We start from the raw sequence: 17,966 nt of genomic DNA, 5'->3' as shown, positions 1-17,966 counted from the left end.
ACATCGAGCCATGAGCATCGTCCGCGATTGGTATGAGAACCTCGCCGTCGACGTCATCGAGCTCGTCGACCAGCTCGTCGGCGACGGTTCGACTGACGAGCAGCTCGAGGCGGTGGTCGACATGACGGAGGGCTACGAGATCGACGCGATGGGGCTCGACGACGATGACCGGGCCAAGCTCGAAGACGCGATCGCCGAGCTCGAGCAGCGGATCACCGCCGCAGATCCCCGCCACAAGTTCGTGCGCAAGCACGACGAGATCGAGCTTTGCGAGCGGCTGCTGCGCTTCTACGCCACAGGCGAGCACGCGACCTACCAGCACCGCCACCTCAGCGACACCGCGTACGCGGGCTATCCGCTGTACGTCGACTTCGACGCGATCGCGACCTTGGGCAACCCAGACTTCACCGGCCAGACGATCGGTGACCACTACCTCGAGTTCGCCAACTTGCTCGAGGCCCCGGACGGCGCGCCCGACGATTGCTACGCACACCTCGCGATCGACCCCGCGACGACCAAGATCTACCTGATGGAGCCCTCGGGTGACCCCGAGCTGATCGCCGATGATCTCGACGGCTTCCTGGCGCGCTTGAACGAGTAGCGCGATGTTCCACGGCGACGTCTGCTGCCCCCCCCCTCGGCCGACGGCCGGTTGGCCCAGTCGCGCTCAATTCGAGCCTCACCGAGTGGACATCGACGCGCGGGGGTGGTCCCATCGCCGCGTGTTCGTGCACGACACCCGGCTCCCGCACGTGCTCGAGCCAGCGTGCTACCACGAACCCAGCTGGCACGAGCGCGAGCTCGCGGCGGTGTTTCGGCCTGGCTGGCAGTGCGTGGCGACCCTCGACGAGCTCCCGCGCGAGGGCGACTACGTGACCCGCGAGCTGTTGGGAGTGCCGTTGTTGTTGCGCCGCGCGGGTGGGCAGGTGCGAGCGTTTCGCAACGTGTGCGCGCACCGGTTTGCCGCGCTGTGCTCGGCCCCAAAGGGTCGCGCGGCGAGCTTGCGCTGCCCCTACCACGGCTGGACCTACGCCGACGACGGCGCGCTGACCCACATCCCGGATCCAGGCTCGTTCGCGTCGCCGCCGGGCAAACCCGCGCTCATCGGCCGCGTGAAGCTGACGGCGGTCGAGGTCGCGTGCGCGGGCCAGCTGGTGTTCGTGTCGCTGGCCAAGCAACCGCCCCCGCTCGCGCAGTGGCTTGGCGCGCGGACCCACGCGCTGGCGACTCGGTTGTTCTCGACCGACTACCAGCGGGTGCTGGCCCGATCGATCGAGCACCCGTGCAACTGGAAGATCCCGATCGAGAACGTGCTCGAGACCTACCACGTGGCCGAGCTGCACAGCAGCTGGCTGGCCCGCCACCCGCGGCTGGTGCCGGTGTTTGGCGAGCCGTCCGCCGAGCAGCACGAGCACGAGCTTGGCGACGGCTTCAGCGAGTACCGCGACAGCATGGGGGCCGGGTTTGCGCCCTACCGCGCCCTGGTTCGGGCCCTGGTGGGCGACACCGCTTGTCACTACCAACACCACCACGCCTTCCCCAACCTGGTCGTGGCCCACACCCCCGTGCTCAGCTTCTTGCAGGTGGTCACGCCGACCGGGCCCCAGAGCTCGCGCAGCATGATCAGGCTGTACCTGCACCGCGGCGCGCCGCCGCGAGCATGGACGGCGCCGCTGCGATCCACGATCGGCGCGGCCGCGAGTTGGTTCTTGAACGGGGTGCTGCGCGAGGACGCGGCGATCTACCCGGCCGTGCAGACCGGCGTGCAGGGCAGCGAGCGCAGCGGCGTGCTCGGGGCCAAAGAGGAGCGCGTGTGGGCGTTTCAGCGGTGGCTGGCGGACCAGCTGGCGGTCACAACCCCGTGAGCGTGAGCGGATCCGCTTCGTCGCCCGGCGCCGCGGCTGGCGGCAGCACGAAGCCGCGCACGAACTGGTAGGCCGCGAAGATCGTCAGCGCGAGCATGCCGTAGCCAAGGAAGCCCAGCGCGGGCATCTCGAACACGTAGGCGAAGCCGATCCACGGCACGTCGTAGGTCCACTTGGGATCCGCGGGGTAGTTCCACATCTCGCCCACGACCCCCATCAGCATGGTCCCCAGCGCGAACGCGAGCGGCACCCGCAGGTCACGCCGCGCGACGCAGGCCAGCAGACTTGGGCGGCCAAGCGTGAAGTTGAGCGGATCGAGCACCAACAACACACCCAGCAAGCTCGCGGCCAGGGCCAGCTCGGGCCGCAGCGCCGCCACGATCAAGGCCCCGACACCCGCGAGCATGCACAGCCCGCGCGCGACCGCGTTCACCTGCGGTTGGGCCCGAGCCGGCGGCATTCCGCCCCGCCTTGGCCACAGCGCGAGCGCCAACATCCCGCACACCCAGGTCGCCGGGATCAAGGTTGCAAAGAACACCGTCGAGCGCAGCTGCTGACGCCACACCGGGATATCCGGGCTTGGGCTGTAGGACCACACCTGCATCCAGTGGTTGACGATCTCCAGCGCCCACCACGTCGCCGCCGAGACCACGGCCATCAACACGAGGTCGCGCGGCCGCTCGCGCAGCAAGCTACGACCGCTGCGACGCAGCACCCACGCGTCGCCGGCCAGGGTGAACCCGGACCAGCAGATCGCGTACCACCAGTCCGAGACTGGCCGCAGGTGCACGAGCGTCAGCAGCTGGCCAAGCACCAGCAGCGCGATGCCCAGCCAGCCAAACCATGCGAAGGCGGGCCCAGCGGGACCAGCCTGGTTCACGCCGCCAGACGCGAGGCGACCGAGCCGTCGGCGAGTCCGGCCTCGAGCTCTTGGAAGCCGCCGATCAGGGTCCCACGCACGAACACCTGGGGGTAGGTTGGATGCCCACTCCACAGCTTGATCGCCAGGCGCTGCTTCCATTTCTTGGTGTAGCTGCCGTACTCCAAGTAGGTGAATTCGATGTTGGCGGCGGCCAGCGCCTTGCGGGCTTTCTTGACGAAGGGGTTGGTGGCCATGCCGACGACGACCACGGCGTCGCGCTCGACGGCGGTGCGGACCTCTGCGACGACATCCGCGTGGAAGTTCGCGATCTGGGCGCGAACGTGATCAGACGTGTGCTCGTCGCCCAGAAGCGGGCGGGGGTTGCTGGGCGTGGACATGGGTCGCCTGGGTAGCTCACGACGGCGCGCAATGCCAGCGGACCCAGCCGTGACTCGAACCATCGGCCGCTGAGCCTGGCTACCGCAGCATCCACCCCCGATCCCGGCCACCGCGAAAGCTAACGAACTTGCCCGAGCGCGCACAACTACACGCTCGCGTGGCGTCGACACGTGAGCTGCGAAGCCGATTGTGAGGAGATCAATCCGACCGGCCACGTCGACAAATTTTGTCGACATCCGTGCACCCTATGCGGTCGGACGCGGCTCAAAGAGGACGCACGCGACCGGGTCACCCGATGACGCGTCGCCCTGGGTTCGCGGCCAACCCAGAAGCACTGAGCTTGGGCCGCCCCCTCACCGTTCCCGTATCGCTACCAACATGCGCACCATCGCGTACTCCCCCATCACCTCCTCCTCTCTTCGACCCTTGCGCGGGCTCACCCTCGTGACCCTGAGCGTGGTGCTGCTGGCCGGCTGCAAGCCCAAGCACGACGCGGTCGCGCCCGAGCCGATCACCGCCGCGATCACCGACTCGCTCGAAGCCGAGGCCGCTCCGCCCCGGGTCGAGCTCCGCGACGATCGGATCGTCATCCACGAGAAGATCCAGTTCGACCTCAACCGCGCGACGATCAAGCCGGGCTCCGACAGCCTGCTGCGCGAGCTGGCCGCCCTGATTCAGGCCAACCCACAGGTCGAGCAGGTCTCGATCGAGGGCCACACCTGCAACCTCGGGTCGCCCGAGTACAACCTGGACCTGTCCGAGCGCCGCGCCGCCGCGGTCCGCAAGCGCCTGATCCGCGAGGGCGTCGCCAGCTCCCGCCTCGCCGCCCGCGGCTACGGGCTGACCACGCCGCTGGTCCCCAACAGCGACGAGCTCGGCCGCGAGACCAACCGCCGCGTGGAGTTCCGCGTCGTGTCGCAGACCACGATCGCCCGCAAGGTCGAGGTTGACGCCCAGGGCCACGAGAAGGTGATCGAAGAGCGCAAGGACACGGTTCGCGACGACCCCGCGCCCGCGCCCAAGTACAAGAAGCGCAAGGCCTGACCGCCGTCTGGACGCCTCGTTCTCGGTACGAGCCAACAGGCGAGGGTTTGGGGGTGAGCGGAGGGGGCTTCCGCCTCCGCAGCGAGGGGGCTCTTTGAAAGCCCCCTCGGGACTAGTCAAAACCGAGCGGCAGCAACCGCAGCGCGAGCATGGCCGTCAACGCCAGCTCGCGCTGCGCGTCGTCGAGCTGTGCGCCGAGCCACGCGCGCTCGGGCGCGTCGAGGATCAGCGCCGCCTCGCTGCCACCGTTGCCGCGGATCACCGCGAGCGCGGCCGGCAACGGGCGCCGCGTGAAGCTCCACAGCTGGTACCACATCACGACCTCGACGACCTTGCCCTCGGCCTGCGGACCGCCAACGGGATCCAGCCGGCCCAGCAGGTTTTGGGTCAGCGGCCCCTCGATCTGCAGCTCCCATTCACTCCACCAGGCGTCCGTCACCGGGTCCGGCATCAGCCGACGCGAGTCTTGGACGTGCCGCGTGATCCGACAGTGGACGGCGACCTCGTCGCGCTGCTCGTCGGCGACCGCGGCCAGATCGTGATCCGCCGGCTGCCGACGCTGCCCGATGCACGCGGCGCTCCACGGCCGCGCGCCGCCGACCAGCGTGAACGTCATGTGCAGCTGGGTGGTGGGGCGCGTCCGCCCGCTCGCGTCCGGCGCCAGCGGACCGGTGCCGTCAAAGGGCTGATCTTCGATCTGCAGACCCTCGACGCGGTAGCGCCCCAGCTCGAGATCTCGCATGCCGCGCTGCCGCTCGACGAGCACGCCTTCGCTGTGTAGCTGCGGATCGATCAGCTTTTCCGCCGGACGCTGCTGCACGCCGCAGCCCGAGCACAGGCCCGAGCACAGGCCCGAACCCAGCAAGAACAGCTGCAGACGGCCGTTTAGGCCCGGCATCGGTCCGCGATGAGCACACCCTCGTGTACCCCGGGCGTCACCCGCTCGCAACGGACCACCACCCAAAAACGCGTTGATCGACACCTACGCGCCGTCCATGATGCCGCAGGCCCGCCCGAAGGTTCGACATGCCGCGCATCAAACCCCGCTCCTTTCGTGTTGCTCGCCGCGCCGCCGTGGTCGTCGGCGCGCTCACGCTCACCGTCGCGGTTGCGACCTCGCTGAGCTCGCCCACCCCGAGCGTCGCCGCCGAGTCCCAGACCAAGGTGATCCTAAACGGCAAGCCCGTGCCCGTGCACTTCAACGACGGCGACTCGTTCCGCGTGCTCGGGGGCGACTTCAACGGCTCGAAGGCGCGGCTGTCTGGCTACAACACGCTCGAGTCCTACGGCGCCGTCCACCAGTGGGGCAGCTGGGATCTTCACGAGCTCTACGTGCTTGCGAAGATGGGCACCTACAACGGCCGCGACGGGATCTGGGAGTGCGAGACCGACGGCGCGACCGACACCTACGGGCGCATGCTCGTGTGGTGCCCCAAGCTGGCCGAACAACAGATCCGCATGGGTTACGCCCACGCGATGAGCATTGACGACAACCCCGCGCGGCCCGAGCTCGTCGAGGCCCAGCGCGAAGCCATCACCAAGCGCCGCGGGATCTGGGCCCACGGCGCGCCCGAGTTCGTGCTGACCTCGCTGCACTCCAAAGAAGAGGACGTCGACGGCCACGGCACCTACAACCGCCTGGTCTCGAGCGTGGACGGGCACTCGGTCAAGTGGCGACACAGCACCCGCTACGCGGAGTGCGATCGGGTCTGCCACTACGAGTACTCGGTCGACGCCGCGGTCGTCGACGAGCTGCTGATCGCCGCCAAGGCCGACCCCACGATCAGCCCGTTCTTGGCGGCGCTGTCCAACGCCGACGCGCGCACGGTCCTCTACGACTTCGCCAAATTCCGCCACATCAACCGCAAGATCGCCGAAGACCAGCGCGACTCGCTCGACGATCTGCTGACCGCGTGGGCCGACGCGGGCAAGTTCGGCGCCCAGAAGCGGACAGAGGGCGCGTGCATGCTGCATGTGCCCTTCGATCGCCGGTTTGGCGGCGGCAAGGCGGAGTGCCTCAAGTGAAGGCCCGTGGCCTGCTGCTTGGCGCTGGCGCCCTGGCTGTGATCTGTGGTGTGGCTGGCGCGGCCTGCTACGAGATGCCGCTGCACCCCATCTACGGCTACGAGCAAGACGACATCAGCTGCCGCGACTACGTTGACAATGACGGCGACGGCCTGGTCGATTGCTACGATCCCGACTGCTTGGTCCTCTCGCACCTGTGCGGCGAGGACGTGCCCGACCACCCGGTCGACGAGCCGGAGAACACGCTGCTCAAGTGCACGGACAAGATCGACAACGACAACGACGGGCAGTTTGACTGCGGCGATCCAGAGTGCCGCGACATCCCCGAGACCTGCTGCCTGCGCGAGACCTCCAACGCGACCTGCTCCGACGGGATCGACAACGACGCCAACGGCTTCGCGGACTGTGCGGACTTTGGCTGCCGCGGCGGCAAATTCGTGACGGTGTGCAGCGAGAACACCAACCAAAGCTGTGACGACGAGTTCGACAACGACGGCGACGGCCTGGTCGACTGCGACGACGACGACTGCGACGGCACCAACGCGTGCGTGGAGCCCAGCGAGCCCGAAGACACGCTGGCCGCGTGCATGGACGGGATCGACAACGACCAAAACGGCTTCACAGACTGTGAAGACTTCGCGTGCTCGATGTTCGGCTCGCCAGAGGCGATCGAGTACTGCGCCAACCTGCCGCCGCCGCCCGCAGAAGACACGCCCGAGACCTGCTCCGACGGGCTCGACAACGACAACAACGGCTTCACAGACTGCGAGGACTTCTCGTGCAGTCAGTCCGAAGACCCCGAGATCGTGTGTCTGTCCGAGGACACCGCGGCCGACTGCTCCGACGGCGTCGACAACGACGGCAACGGCCACATCGACTGCCAGGACTTCTCGTGCAGCCAGTCCGAGGACCCCGCCGTGATCGAGGTCTGCGCTGATCAGCTCGAGAACAGCCCCGAAAAGTGCAGCAACGGCATCGACGACGACGGCAACGGCCACATCGACTGCGCGGACTTCTCGTGCGCCCAGTCTGACGACCTCGCGACCCGCCAGGTCTGCCAAGAGAGCCTCTCGGGGTTGGACGACACCCCCAACGAGCGCTGCTCGGACGGCAAAGACAACGACAAAGACGGCTTCGTCGACTGTGACGACTGGGATTGCAGCTACGACCCGCTCGTGACGATCTGCGACGGCCCTGGGCTGTGCGACCTCTGAGCCCCCTCTCTCCCGACTTCCCCGACTCCTCTCCCGCGCCCCACGACCACCTCATGAACGGCCTCAAATTTCTGCGCGCCGCCGCGCTCGCGCTGCTCGCGTTCTCGCTCCCCCGACCGGCCTTGGCCGCGCCGCCAACCACCGAGACCGACTGCTCCAACGGCATCGACGACGACGGCGACACGGTGTTCGATTGTGGCGATCACGACTGTCACGACGCCAAGGTCTGTCAGCCCGACGGCCGGGCCGAGAGCAGCGACGCGCGCTGCAGCGACTGGGTCGACAACGACAACGACGGCTACCTCGACTGCGAGGACATCGACTGCAACGGCACCGAGGTGTGCATGGGCTCGTGGGACCGCGAGGTCAGCGGGCAGTCGGTGGTCGAAGACACCGGCTCCGGGGTCAAGATGGCCGATGGCAAGCACGGTGCAGGCATCGCCCCCGAGCTGGCCGCGGGCGAGGTCGAAGAAGATCTGCAGGGCCGCGGCGGCGACAAGGACGGCGAGCGCAGCAACTACTCTTGCTCGGACGGGTTCGACAACGACGGCGACGGCTTCACCGACTGCGACGACATCGGCTGCAAGCTGGGCACCGAGGTCACCGTCTGCCAGGCCGCTGGCGACATTCGGTTCTCGGTCGTGGCGCGGATCGGTCAAGACTTCAACTTTGCCGGCCCCGAATTCGGCGACAAGGCGCTGATCAGGCAGCCCGGCAACGCCGACGGCTCCGCCGACATCGACCCCCGCGCCGAAGAGAACCGCAGCCCCTTCAACACCGAATTCGAGAGCTTGCAGATGCGGGTGTTGGGCCAGATGCCCTTCATCCAAAACAGCTTCTTCCTGCTCTCGATCCGGGCCGAGAAGACCCCGCGGCTGACCTTCGCCACCTTCCAGATCCCGATCAAGAACGGCCACTACGTCAACGTCAACAGCGGCGGCGGCGGGCTCAGCCTCGAGCTGGTCCGCTCGGTCCACAAGCGGATGATGGTTGACCCGGCCTACTACGTCTACAACGCGTTCGAGCAGGGCAACGGCGCCGCGCTCGAGTTTGGTGGTCCGCTCGACAAGCGCGGCAAGTTTCTCTACCGAACCTTCGTCGCGGGCGGCAGCGGGCGCTTCGCCGGCAACGTTGGCGGGACCTTCTTCCCCGACGGCAACCGCAACTACACCTGGTCGGCCGGCGCCCAGGTTCACATGAACCTGGTCGGCTACTACAACCGCTTCGACTCGCCGTTCTTGTACACGCCCGCCTCGACCGCGTTCGCGTTCGTGGTCGGCGCCAAGTACGACCAGCGCGCCCAAGAGCGCTACCCGGCCGCCAACGTTCAGGCCACGTTCCGCTACAAGCGGCTGATCATGCTCGGCGAGGTCTACGGCAAGCGCGAGCTCAACTTCAAGAACTGGCAGCTGGCGTTCAACGTGCAGGTTGGTGTGCTGGCGATCAAGCGGCGGCTGCTGTTGACGGGCGACTTTGGCCAGTACTTGGCGTCGCCGTTCGAGAACCCGCCGGACGAGCTGGGCTCGGATCTGCGGCGCCAGCTCAAGGAGCTGCAGTACCGGTTCGCGGCGCACATTTACTTGTGGCGCAACGTGTTCATGGCTCAGATCGTCTGGGCCGACCGCTGGGTCGAGCGGCCGCCGAGCACCTCGATCCCCGATGGGACGGATCGCCGGTCGAGCCTGCGCGTGCTGCTGCTGTATCGGTTTTAGCGCCACGTTGGCCTGGCCCGCGCCCGTGACGGGGGTATCCTGGGGCGATGTTCCGCTTCGCCGACTCGCGCAAATTCGAGATCGTCGGCCCCGACCAGGCGCTCCCTGGTCGGGACACGCCGATCCAGGTCCCCACTGTCCACTTCGTCAACGGCAACCGGATCGTGCCGCCGTTCCCAGACCACCTGCGGATCGTCGACGTCGCGATGGGCTGCTTTTGGGGCGCCGAGCGCAAGTTCTGGGTCGTGCCCGGGGTCTACTCGACCGCGGTCGGCTACGCGGGCGGCCACACCCCCAACCCAACCTACCGCGAGGTCTGCAGCGGCCAGACCGGCCACACCGAGGTCGTGCGGGTCATCTACGATCCCGCGCAGGTCGAGTTTGCCCAGCTGCTGCAGGTGTTCTGGGAGAGCCACGATCCCACCCAGGGCATGCGCCAGGGCAACGACGCCGGAACCCAGTACCGCTCGGCGCTCTACACCCACACGCCCGAGCAAGCCAAGATCGCCGCGGCCTCGCGCGCCGGGTTTCAAGCCGCGCTGCTCGAGGCCGGCTACGGCGAGATCACCACCGAGCAACGCGACGCGCCGCCCTTCTACTACGCCGAGGACTACCACCAGCAGTACCTGGCCAAGAACCCCAACGGCTACTGCGGCCTCGGGGGGGCCGGGGTCACCTGCCCCACCGGCGTCGCGCTGTGATTGTGACCATGTTCTCGTTCGGCACGCCCAGCGCCGGTCCCCCTGTCCGCCCGATCAATCCCCACACAGCGGCAACTACGGGCCCTTGCAGGCCAGCGTGCTCCAACTGTCGCCCGCCGCCACCCGTACGTGCTTCAATCATCCTCGCAAGGCGACCCATGCAGCGACAACTGACCCTGGCAACGACTCTGGTGACCGCAGCCCTCGGGCTCACCGCCTGCAACCTCAACGACCCGTTCAAGATCGACCCGCCGGCAGAGTGCGACGTCGCCAGCCAAAACCAGTTCGTGCTCGACGTCATGCACGAGTTCTACCTGTGGAACGAGGACCTGCCCGCTGACATCGACATCAGCGCCTACGAGTCGCCAGAGTCAATGGTCAGCGATCTGCGTCAGGGCGTCGATCGCTGGACGCGGGTCAGCGACAAGTCAACCTCGGACGCGCTGTTCATGCAGGGCAAGTTCGTGGGGCTTGGCTACAAGACCCAGCGCGGCGAAGACGACGAAGTCCGGATCTCGTTCGTCAGCGACAACTCGCCGGCCTCGGCGGTCAACATCATGCGCGGTGACGTAATCCGCGGGGTCAACGGCTACACCGCCGAAGAGCTCGACGCCGACAACAGCTGGTCGTCCGTCTACGGCCCCAACGACCCCGGGATCGACGTGACCCTGGACGTCGAGCACCTCGCAACCGGCGAGATCGAGACCGTCACGATCACCAAGGCCTGGATCGACATCGTCAGCATCCCGGTCGCGTCGATCGTCACCAGCCCCGACGGCGCGAAGGTCGGCTACTACATCATGGACAAGTTCGTCGAGACCACCAAAGACGAGCTCGAGAGCGCCTATTCAATGTTCAAGGACAACGGCATCAGCACCGTCGTCATTGACATGCGCTACAACGGCGGCGGCCTGATCAGCGTGGCCGAGCGCCAGCTCAACCTCACGCTCGGCGCCGACCACAACGGCGACGTCGCGTATACCTTCAAGTACAACAATAACTATACCGAAGAGAATCAGTCGACCAAGATCGGCAAGCGCAGCAATTCGATCGGCGCCGACAACATCGTCGTGCTGACCTCCTCCCGCACGCTGTCGGCCTCGGAGCTGGTCATCAACGCGATGTTCCCCTACGCCAACGTCACCCTCGTCGGCGGGCCAACTGGCGGGAAGCCGGTGGGGTCGAAGAGCTTCGAGTTCTGCGAGAAGCTGCTGTTTCCGATCACCTTTCGGCTGACCAACGCCGTCGGCGACACTGATTACTTTGATGGGCTCGCGGCAGATTGCTACGCGGAAGATGATCTGTTTCATCAGCTTGGCGATCCCAAGGAAGGGATGCTCGCGGCGGCGCTGGGCTTCTTGGATGACTCGGGGAGCTGTGATCCGCAGCCGCAGCCGGCGCCTGGGATCCCGCCGAAGTTGATGCAGTTTGACTCGGTTGGGGAGACGCTGTTGCCGAACCCTGTCGAGCGAATGGACATCGACTCCTGGTAGGGGGGAGACCTGTTTTTTGGTTGTGTTTGCGGGGTGCTGTGCCGATGGGGCACCGCGCACGGGCTGCAGACGACCCGAACCCGGCTACGGTCTACTCCAGTCTCGTGACCCCGCTTCCTCTCGATTCTTCTGATTGGCCCGACCGGGCTTCTCTTCGTTAATCTCCACGTGCGTAGATACGCCGGGTTCGGGCCGTCTGCGGCCTTGTGTGCGCTCTACCCTGCTCGGGGGATTGCTCCGATCCGGGGAATTGGAGAGGTCTCTTTGGGTGAGGAACGGAACCCCAGAGTTGCTTGGGTTGGGGGTGCCGATTCGGGTGGGGCAACCATGGACCTCAACTGACCGGGCTGGGCTATGGCTTGATTTTGTCGGCTGCGGACACGCCGCCTATTCTGCGGGCGTCGGCGGCTCCGTACTGTTTGTGCCGTCTGCGGCCTTGTGTGCGCTCTACCCTGCTCGGGGGATTGCTCCGATCCGGGGAATTGGAGAGGTCTCTTTGGGTGAGGAACGGAACCCCAGAGTTGCTTGGGTTGGGGGTGCCGATTCGGGTGGGGCAACCATGGACCTCAACTGACCGGGCTGGGCTATGGCTTGATTTTGTCGGCTGCGGACACGCCGCCTATTCTGCGAGCGTCGGCGGCTCCGTACTGTTTGTGGCTGGTTGGGATCGTGATGATGGCTTGGATGGCGCCGATCGCTGCGGTTGCAGTGAACTGGTAGCCGAGGGCTTGCAAGCCGACGAGGACGTTGGGTGGGAGGTTGGGTTCTAGCTGGATCGCTGCGTCGTTGGCGGGGCTTGTCAGTGAGAATCTCGGTGCGATGACCGATTGTTTTAGTGATTGGCGGTGGTCGACCAAGTTTAGGGTGACGGCCAGCACGGTGTTGATGATGGTGGCCCCGCCCGGGGAACCGTAGGCGGCGATGGGGTCGCCGTCGAGAAACAGCATGGTGGGGGCCATGCTGCTGCGCGGACGCTTGCCCGCGGCTGCATCGTTGGCGCCGGGGTTGAACGCGCCGGGATCGTTGTTGGCGGTCGGGACGGCGTTGAAGTCGGTGAGCTGATTGTTGAGCAAGAAGCCGTAGTTTGGGACCATCAGGCCGGTGCCCCATGTGGCCTCGATGCTGGTCGTGAACGTGACGATGTTGCCCCACTTGTCGATGATGACGAAGTGCGTGGTGTCGCCATCTTCATCCAAGAGCAACGGGAGCGTCGTGCTCATGACGCTTGGATCTGCGAAATTGAGGTCAAAGGGCCGCGGGTCGCCAGCGGTGACGCCCAGCTGCCGCTGCCCAACTTCGATCAGGTCTGCGCGTCCAGTGAGGTAGGCGTTGGACAGCAGGCCTGTGATCGGCAAGTTAGGACAGCCGGCGCAGTCCCGGTCGCCAACCCACACCGCCCGATCGGCGAACGCCAAGCGCATCGCCTCGAGCATGACGTTGGCGGTGCTGAGCTGGCCGAACCCAAAGTCCGCTAGAGCGTCGCCGATCGGAAATCGCTCGAGCATGGCGAGGATCTGCAGCAGCGCGACGCCTCCCGAGGACGGCGGCGGCATCGTCACCACTTCATACCCGCGATACGATCGTGAGATCGGCGCGAGGTCGTCGACCTCGTATGATCCAATGTCCTCGCAGTCCATGCCCCCCACGCCAGCGGGGTTGGCGACTCGCGTGATCTGCTGAGTGGCCACGATCGCCTGCGCGATTCCTGCCTCGTGCCCACATTGATAGAACGCGTCTGGCCCCGCTTCAGCGATGAGGTCGAAGGTGTGCGCGAGATCGGGCTGGACCAGCAAGTCACCGGCTTCGAGCGGGACGCCATTTGGTCGAAACACCGCGCGCGCGACGTCATAAGCCGGTTTGACGGGGTTGTCTGGGGGGCCAAGCTCGTTGTCGAGTCTGGGCAGCAAGATGTCCGCCGCGAGCCGAGGACTGACCACCACCCCGTTCGTCGCCGCCGCGTTCGCAGGCTGCAGCGCCTCGGACAGCGAAATCGTGCCCCACGCGTCCAGTCCAGTGCTCGCGCACAGCAGCGCTCCAGGCACGCCGACGGCGTACCCGCTCGACGAGCGCAGCGCGAAGTCCGGCTGACTCTGGAACATGTTTGGGAACGCGGACTGCGGCGCCGTTTCACGACAGTTGATGACCCGGGTCTCGTTGGTCTCGGCCAGATGCACCATCATGAATCCACCCCCGCCAAGCCCTGACGATTGGGGTTCAACCACGTTGAGCATGAACATGACCGCGGCGGCGGCATCGATCGCGTTGCCGCCACCGGCCAACACCAACGCCCCAACCTCGGCAGCGAGCGGCTCTGTGGTCGTGACGACCCCATCGCGAAACGCCTTGCCTGTGCCGGGCTTCGACTTCGGGCTTTGCTTCCACGAGTCGTCGTCATCCGGCAGGGTCGTATCGGGCAGCACCACAGGCGCCTTGCGCAAAGTCAGCTCTGGCTCAGCGTCACCACACCCCACCAAGAGCAGCCCAACGATCCCTAACCCAGACCACCCCCAAGGCCCCCGGCCTCGGCCCCAGAATCTACCTCCATTTAGCGACTCTGGCACGGCGAGGGATGAGCGAGCGTACTTGCACCAAACGCACCTGAGACTCGAACGGATCGGACCGACGGTCATGACCACGACCCTAGCACCAGGCCCCACGACGTCACCCGGCAATGACTGCAAGTGGCCAGCGACCGCTCCCCCGTCCCAAACAGCCTCGATCAACTCATCCAACCTCCGCCAAATAAAAGCCGGAGCCACGCACAACCACCACCCCCCACCAAAACCGGATCCACGCACAACCACCACCCCCCGCCAAAATCCGGAGCCACGCACAACCACCACCCCCCCGCCAAAAGCCGGAGCCACGCACAACCACCACCCCCCACCAAAACCCGGAGCCACGCACAACCACCACCCCCCGCCAAAAGCCGGAGCCACGCACAACCACCACCCCACACCAATATCCGGAGCCACGCACAACCACCACCCCTCCGTCGCCTGAATCGGAGCAATCGTCCAACAACGTGGAGCGCACACAAGGCCGCAGACGGTCCCAACCCGGCGTATCTACGCACGTGGAGATTAACGAAGAGAAGCCCCGTCGGGCCAATGACAAGAAACGAAAGGAAGCGGGGCCCCGAGACTGGAGTAGACCGTAGCCGGGTTGGGACCGTCTGCAGCCCGTGCGCGGTGCCCCATCGGCACACCAACCTCCGCAAACACCCTCACCAACCTCCGCCAGAACAACCGGAGCCACGCTCCCCCCCGCCGCCCGGATCGGAGCAATCGTCCAACAACGTGGAGCGCACACAAGGCCGCAGATGGTCCCAACCCGGCGTATCTACGCACGTGGAGATTAACGAAGAGAAGCCCCGTCGGGCCAATCAGAAGAATCCAAAGGAAGCGGGGCCACGAGACTGGAGTAGACCGTAGCCGGGTTGGGACCATCTGCAGCCCGTGCGCGGTGCCCCATCGGCACACCAACCTCCGCAAACGACCTCACCAACCTCCGCAACCAACTCACTCGTCGCTAACAGCCTCGATCAACTCATCCCCCTCGAGCGGCTTCTCCAAGAACCGATCCACCAACCCCGGATCCAAGTACCGAGACAACTCCGAGTAAGAGCTACCCGACAACAGCACCCGCTCCATGTGCGGGTACTTGTCCCGCACCTGCCGCAGCAGCCAGCTCCCGTTCGGCCCCTTCATGTTGAAGTCGCACACCACCGTGTCGAAGTGCTTCGACTGCAGTACCTCGAGCGCCGTCTCGGCCCCAAGCGCGACCTTCACGTCGGCGTGATCCTCGAGCAGACGCATGAACGAGCGGAGCACGTCCGGATCGTCATCCACCACCAGCACCTCCTTGCGTCCGTCCTTCATGCGCGTGGCCCCGAGTATACGGGAATCGCGAGCGGCCAACCTAAACAACGCACCGCGGCAGTGATCGTGCGCGAAGGCCGTGGCCACAGTGGCCTCAAGACTGACCAAACACGGGGACGACAGCACCTCGTGCACAGTGGTTCTCGGGGCTCGCCAGGGTCAGGATCGTCGCGGCGATCGCTGCCGGGCTGGGCCAGCGATCGTGGGGGGCGTTGGGCATCGCGGCGCGGTTGGCTGGGGTGTCGATGATCGACGGGGCGACCGCGTTGACCCAAATCTTCTCGCTGGCGAGCTCTTCGGCGAGGGCCTGGGTCATCGCCGCGACGGCGCTCTTGGCCGCCGCGTAGGCGATCATCCCAGCGGTTGGGACCAGGGCCGGGCGCGCGCTGACGTTGACGATGCGCCCGCCCGCGTCGGACTCACGCATGCGCCGAACCGACTCGCGGCACGCCAAGAAGCACGAGACCACGTTCATTCGCCACATGTGCTCGAACTCGGTGAACGAGGTCTCGACCAGCGGCGCCATCGAGAACCCGCCAGCGACATTGAGCGTCGCCCAGGGTCGGGGGATCTCATTGAAGTAGTTGCACGCGGCGCGCTCGTCGGTGAGATCGACCCCGTAGCGCAGCTCGACGTGCTCGTGCGTGCCAAGGTCGAACGCGCCGTCGCCCTCGGTCTCGAGCACCGGAATCTGGACCTTCGCCCCGCGCTCGACCAGCGCCGCGGTCACGGCGGCTCCCAGCGCACCGGTTCCACCCGTCACGACGACCACCCGACCTTCGAGAGCTTCACTCATGCGTGTACCTTACTCGGTCCCGATTCCAGATCCCGGCGCCGAACTTGCGTGGTTCATGTGCCATTTAGGCAGTGATGCAGCTTTCCATTCTCGACGCTTACAATTGACTCTGAACATGTCCCGGCTCCAGCGGCGGCCCAGAACCCAAGCCAAATCCCACTTCTAGCTTGAGTCTCGCGGCCAACCGTGGAAATGTGGGACTTGTGATGCGTGATATTTGCCCCCCCAAGAACGCTTCGCTTGGACTAACAACCTTCGCGCTGGCGATCTGCGCGGCACTCAGTGTCGGATGTGCCACGGACGAGCTCGACGACGTCGGCGACGAGACAGCGGCAAGCGACACTGGCGACGGCGACGGCGACACTGGCGAGACCAGGGAGGGCGCGCCCGCCCGTGGCATCCACATCACGGAGGTCGAGGCCAACCAGGGCACGGCGATCCTGATCGGCAAGGACGGCGAGTGGGTCGGGCCGGGTGACCGCAACGCGTTCATGATCCGCGACCGCGACACGCTGGTGCGGCTGCAGCACACCGTGGACGAGGGCTGGATCCCCCGCGAGATCGTTGGCGTCCTCCACATCCGCGACGAGGTCAGCGGCGAAGAGCTGGCGACCCGCAAGCGTTCGCTGGTGGTCCAGGGTCCGTCAGATCCCAAGAAGCTCGACTCGGAATTTTACTTCAGCATCCTCGCCGACGAGGCCCAGCCCGGGCTGTCGTACTGGGTCGAGCTGCTCGAGGTCGACGGCGCGCTCGACCCGGCCGTACAGGCGCTGAGCGAGGGCGTCAACGTCACGCCCGACGACTACCGGCTGGTTGGCTACGAGCAGACCCCGCTCGAGATGAAGGTCATGGTCGTGCCAATCCACTACACGTGGGTTGATCCGCCCACGCTGGTCGAGCCAACCGAGGCCGACCTGCAGCTGGTCCACGACGATCTGCTGCAGACCAACCCGCTGCAAACGGTCACGCTGCTGCTCCACGAGCCCTACGAGTACACCAACCACCTGACCAACCTGGGCTCGCTGCTGGGCCCGATGTCGGCCCTGCGCAACAACGAGACCGAAGATCCCAACGTCTACTATCACGCGCTGGTCGACGTCCGCGGGCCCGCGGTCAACATGGTCGCTGGCATCGCGCAGCTGACCGGTGACTCGAAGGACTCGGCCTCGTCGCGGGTGGCCGCCACGGTGTGGTTCAAGCAAAACCCAGACGTGCCGCCAGCGGGCAGCTCGGGCACGATCGTCCACGAAGTTGGCCACAACCAAGGTCTGTCGCACGTGTTTTGCCCGGGCGCCGCGACCACGGCCGCCGGCCCCGATCCAAGCTACCCGCACGACGGCGGCACGATCGGCGTGTACGGGTTTGGGATCCGCAGCTTCAAGCTCTACACGCCGACGGCCGCCCACGACTACATGACCTACTGCGGCAACGCGTGGGTCTCGGACTGGACCTGGAACAAGACCTACAAGCGGATCCAGACCCTGACCTCGTGGGACTATGCGGGCGCGCCCCAAGGTGGGAGCAGTGCCGGCACCAGCCCAAAGGTCCCGCTGCTGGTCGGCACCTTGTTCGCCGACGGCAGCGAGGATTGGTTGGTCATGATGGGCCCGGCACCCAGTAGCGACCAGCTGGGCAGCGAGCAGCGGATCGCCCTCGCGCGCGACGGGGAGATCGTCGCGGCTCTCTACTCCGCGGTCTCGCGCCTGAGCGACAACGAGACCGTCATGCTCACCGCGCCCCTGACGATCCCCGCGGCGGAGCTGGCTGGCATTCAGGCGATCCAACGGGTCGACTGGCGCGGCGACAGTCACCCGGTCGCGCTCGAGTCCATTCACGTCGACCACGGCGTCAAGCTGGCTGCAGACCCTGCTGCAGTCCGCTGAGCCGCTCGCGAGCGGGCGACAGTCCGCTGCCCACTTTCTCAGTGCATGGCTTCGGCCACCCTGGTACTTCTGCTGCATCCCCGCTTCCTCA

General features: G+C 66.3%; 15 protein-coding genes. 9 read left to right on the top strand and 6 right to left on the bottom strand.

What is annotated here, in order from left to right:
• Positions 1–10 precede the first annotated feature (10 nt).
• The gene (locus tag DB30_RS12230; protein WP_052548594.1) at positions 11–601 is read left to right on the top strand and encodes a hypothetical protein; all 591 of its coding nucleotides are present in this window, start codon (positions 11–13) and stop codon (positions 599–601) included.
• Positions 602–686: 85 nt separating this feature from the next.
• Positions 687–1,865, top strand: coding sequence for an aromatic ring-hydroxylating oxygenase subunit alpha (locus DB30_RS12225; RefSeq protein WP_052548593.1), 1,179 nt, complete (start codon positions 687–689; stop codon positions 1,863–1,865).
• Here DB30_RS12225 and DB30_RS12220 read toward each other — a convergent pair.
• Positions 1,852–2,745 (bottom strand): hypothetical protein, encoded by an 894-nt coding sequence (locus DB30_RS12220; protein ID WP_052548592.1) that lies wholly within the window; start codon positions 2,743–2,745, stop codon positions 1,852–1,854. The genes DB30_RS12225 and DB30_RS12220 overlap by 14 nt on opposite strands.
• The gene (locus DB30_RS12215) at positions 2,742–3,125 is read right to left on the bottom strand and encodes a glutaredoxin domain-containing protein (protein ID WP_052548591.1); all 384 of its coding nucleotides are present in this window, start codon (positions 3,123–3,125) and stop codon (positions 2,742–2,744) included. Before DB30_RS12215 ends, DB30_RS12220 begins: the two co-directional genes overlap by 4 nt.
• A gap of 379 nt (positions 3,126–3,504) precedes the next feature.
• Between DB30_RS12215 and DB30_RS12210 the strand changes: the two genes are divergently transcribed.
• Positions 3,505–4,170, top strand: a complete 666-nt coding sequence (locus DB30_RS12210) for an OmpA family protein (RefSeq protein ID WP_146658594.1) — start codon at positions 3,505–3,507, stop codon at positions 4,168–4,170.
• 112 nt (positions 4,171–4,282) lie between these two features.
• Here DB30_RS12210 and DB30_RS12205 read toward each other — a convergent pair whose 3' ends face one another.
• Positions 4,283–5,068, bottom strand: a complete 786-nt coding sequence (locus tag DB30_RS12205; RefSeq protein WP_052548589.1) for a hypothetical protein — start codon at positions 5,066–5,068, stop codon at positions 4,283–4,285.
• 128 nt (positions 5,069–5,196) lie between these two features.
• Between DB30_RS12205 and DB30_RS12200 the strand changes: the two genes are divergently transcribed.
• The 5 genes from DB30_RS12200 to DB30_RS12180 all read left to right on the top strand — a co-directional run bounded on the left by DB30_RS12200 (position 5,197) and on the right by DB30_RS12180 (position 11,315).
• On the top strand, positions 5,197–6,195 hold the full coding sequence (locus DB30_RS12200) for a thermonuclease family protein (protein ID WP_146658593.1): 999 nt from the start codon (positions 5,197–5,199) through the stop codon (positions 6,193–6,195).
• Positions 6,192–7,409, top strand: a complete 1,218-nt coding sequence (locus DB30_RS12195) for a hypothetical protein (RefSeq protein ID WP_052548587.1) — start codon at positions 6,192–6,194, stop codon at positions 7,407–7,409. The genes DB30_RS12200 and DB30_RS12195 overlap by 4 nt, the downstream gene beginning before the upstream one ends.
• 53 nt (positions 7,410–7,462) lie before the next feature.
• Complete coding sequence (locus DB30_RS12190; protein WP_052548586.1) at positions 7,463–9,121, top strand: hypothetical protein; 1,659 nt, start codon at positions 7,463–7,465, stop codon at positions 9,119–9,121.
• 47 nt (positions 9,122–9,168) lie between these two features.
• Entirely contained in the window at positions 9,169–9,822 is a 654-nt protein-coding gene (gene msrA, locus DB30_RS12185) for a peptide-methionine (S)-S-oxide reductase MsrA (RefSeq protein ID WP_052548585.1), read from the top strand.
• Between the two features lie 158 nt (positions 9,823–9,980).
• A complete protein-coding gene (locus DB30_RS12180) occupies positions 9,981–11,315 on the top strand; it encodes a S41 family peptidase (protein WP_052548584.1) in 1,335 nt (444 codons plus the stop codon).
• Between the two features lie 584 nt (positions 11,316–11,899).
• Here DB30_RS12180 and ggt read toward each other — a convergent pair.
• The 3 genes from ggt to DB30_RS12165 all read right to left on the bottom strand — a co-directional run bounded on the left by ggt (position 11,900) and on the right by DB30_RS12165 (position 15,992).
• Positions 11,900–13,753: a gamma-glutamyltransferase gene (ggt, locus tag DB30_RS12175; protein WP_205632964.1), complete on the bottom strand. Its 1,854-nt coding sequence runs from the start codon at positions 13,751–13,753 to the stop codon at positions 11,900–11,902.
• Positions 13,754–14,836: 1,083 nt separating this feature from the next.
• Entirely contained in the window at positions 14,837–15,196 is a 360-nt protein-coding gene (locus DB30_RS12170) for a response regulator (RefSeq protein ID WP_240480219.1), read from the bottom strand.
• A 94-nt stretch (positions 15,197–15,290) separates the two neighbouring features.
• The gene (locus DB30_RS12165) at positions 15,291–15,992 is read right to left on the bottom strand and encodes an SDR family NAD(P)-dependent oxidoreductase (RefSeq protein WP_052548581.1); all 702 of its coding nucleotides are present in this window, start codon (positions 15,990–15,992) and stop codon (positions 15,291–15,293) included.
• 206 nt (positions 15,993–16,198) lie between these two features.
• Here DB30_RS12165 and DB30_RS12160 point away from each other — a divergent pair, with 206 nt between their 5' ends.
• Positions 16,199–17,875 carry a zinc-dependent metalloprotease family protein gene (locus tag DB30_RS12160; RefSeq protein ID WP_052548580.1) on the top strand — a complete coding sequence of 559 codons (1,677 nt, stop codon included), beginning with the start codon at positions 16,199–16,201 and terminating at the stop codon, positions 17,873–17,875.
• Positions 17,876–17,966 lie beyond the last annotated feature (91 nt).

The organism is Enhygromyxa salina (assembly GCF_000737335.2).
GTDB lineage: Bacteria > Myxococcota_A > Polyangia > Nannocystales > Nannocystaceae > Plesiocystis > Plesiocystis salina_C.
This window is presented reverse-complemented; position numbering and strand designations above follow the sequence as displayed.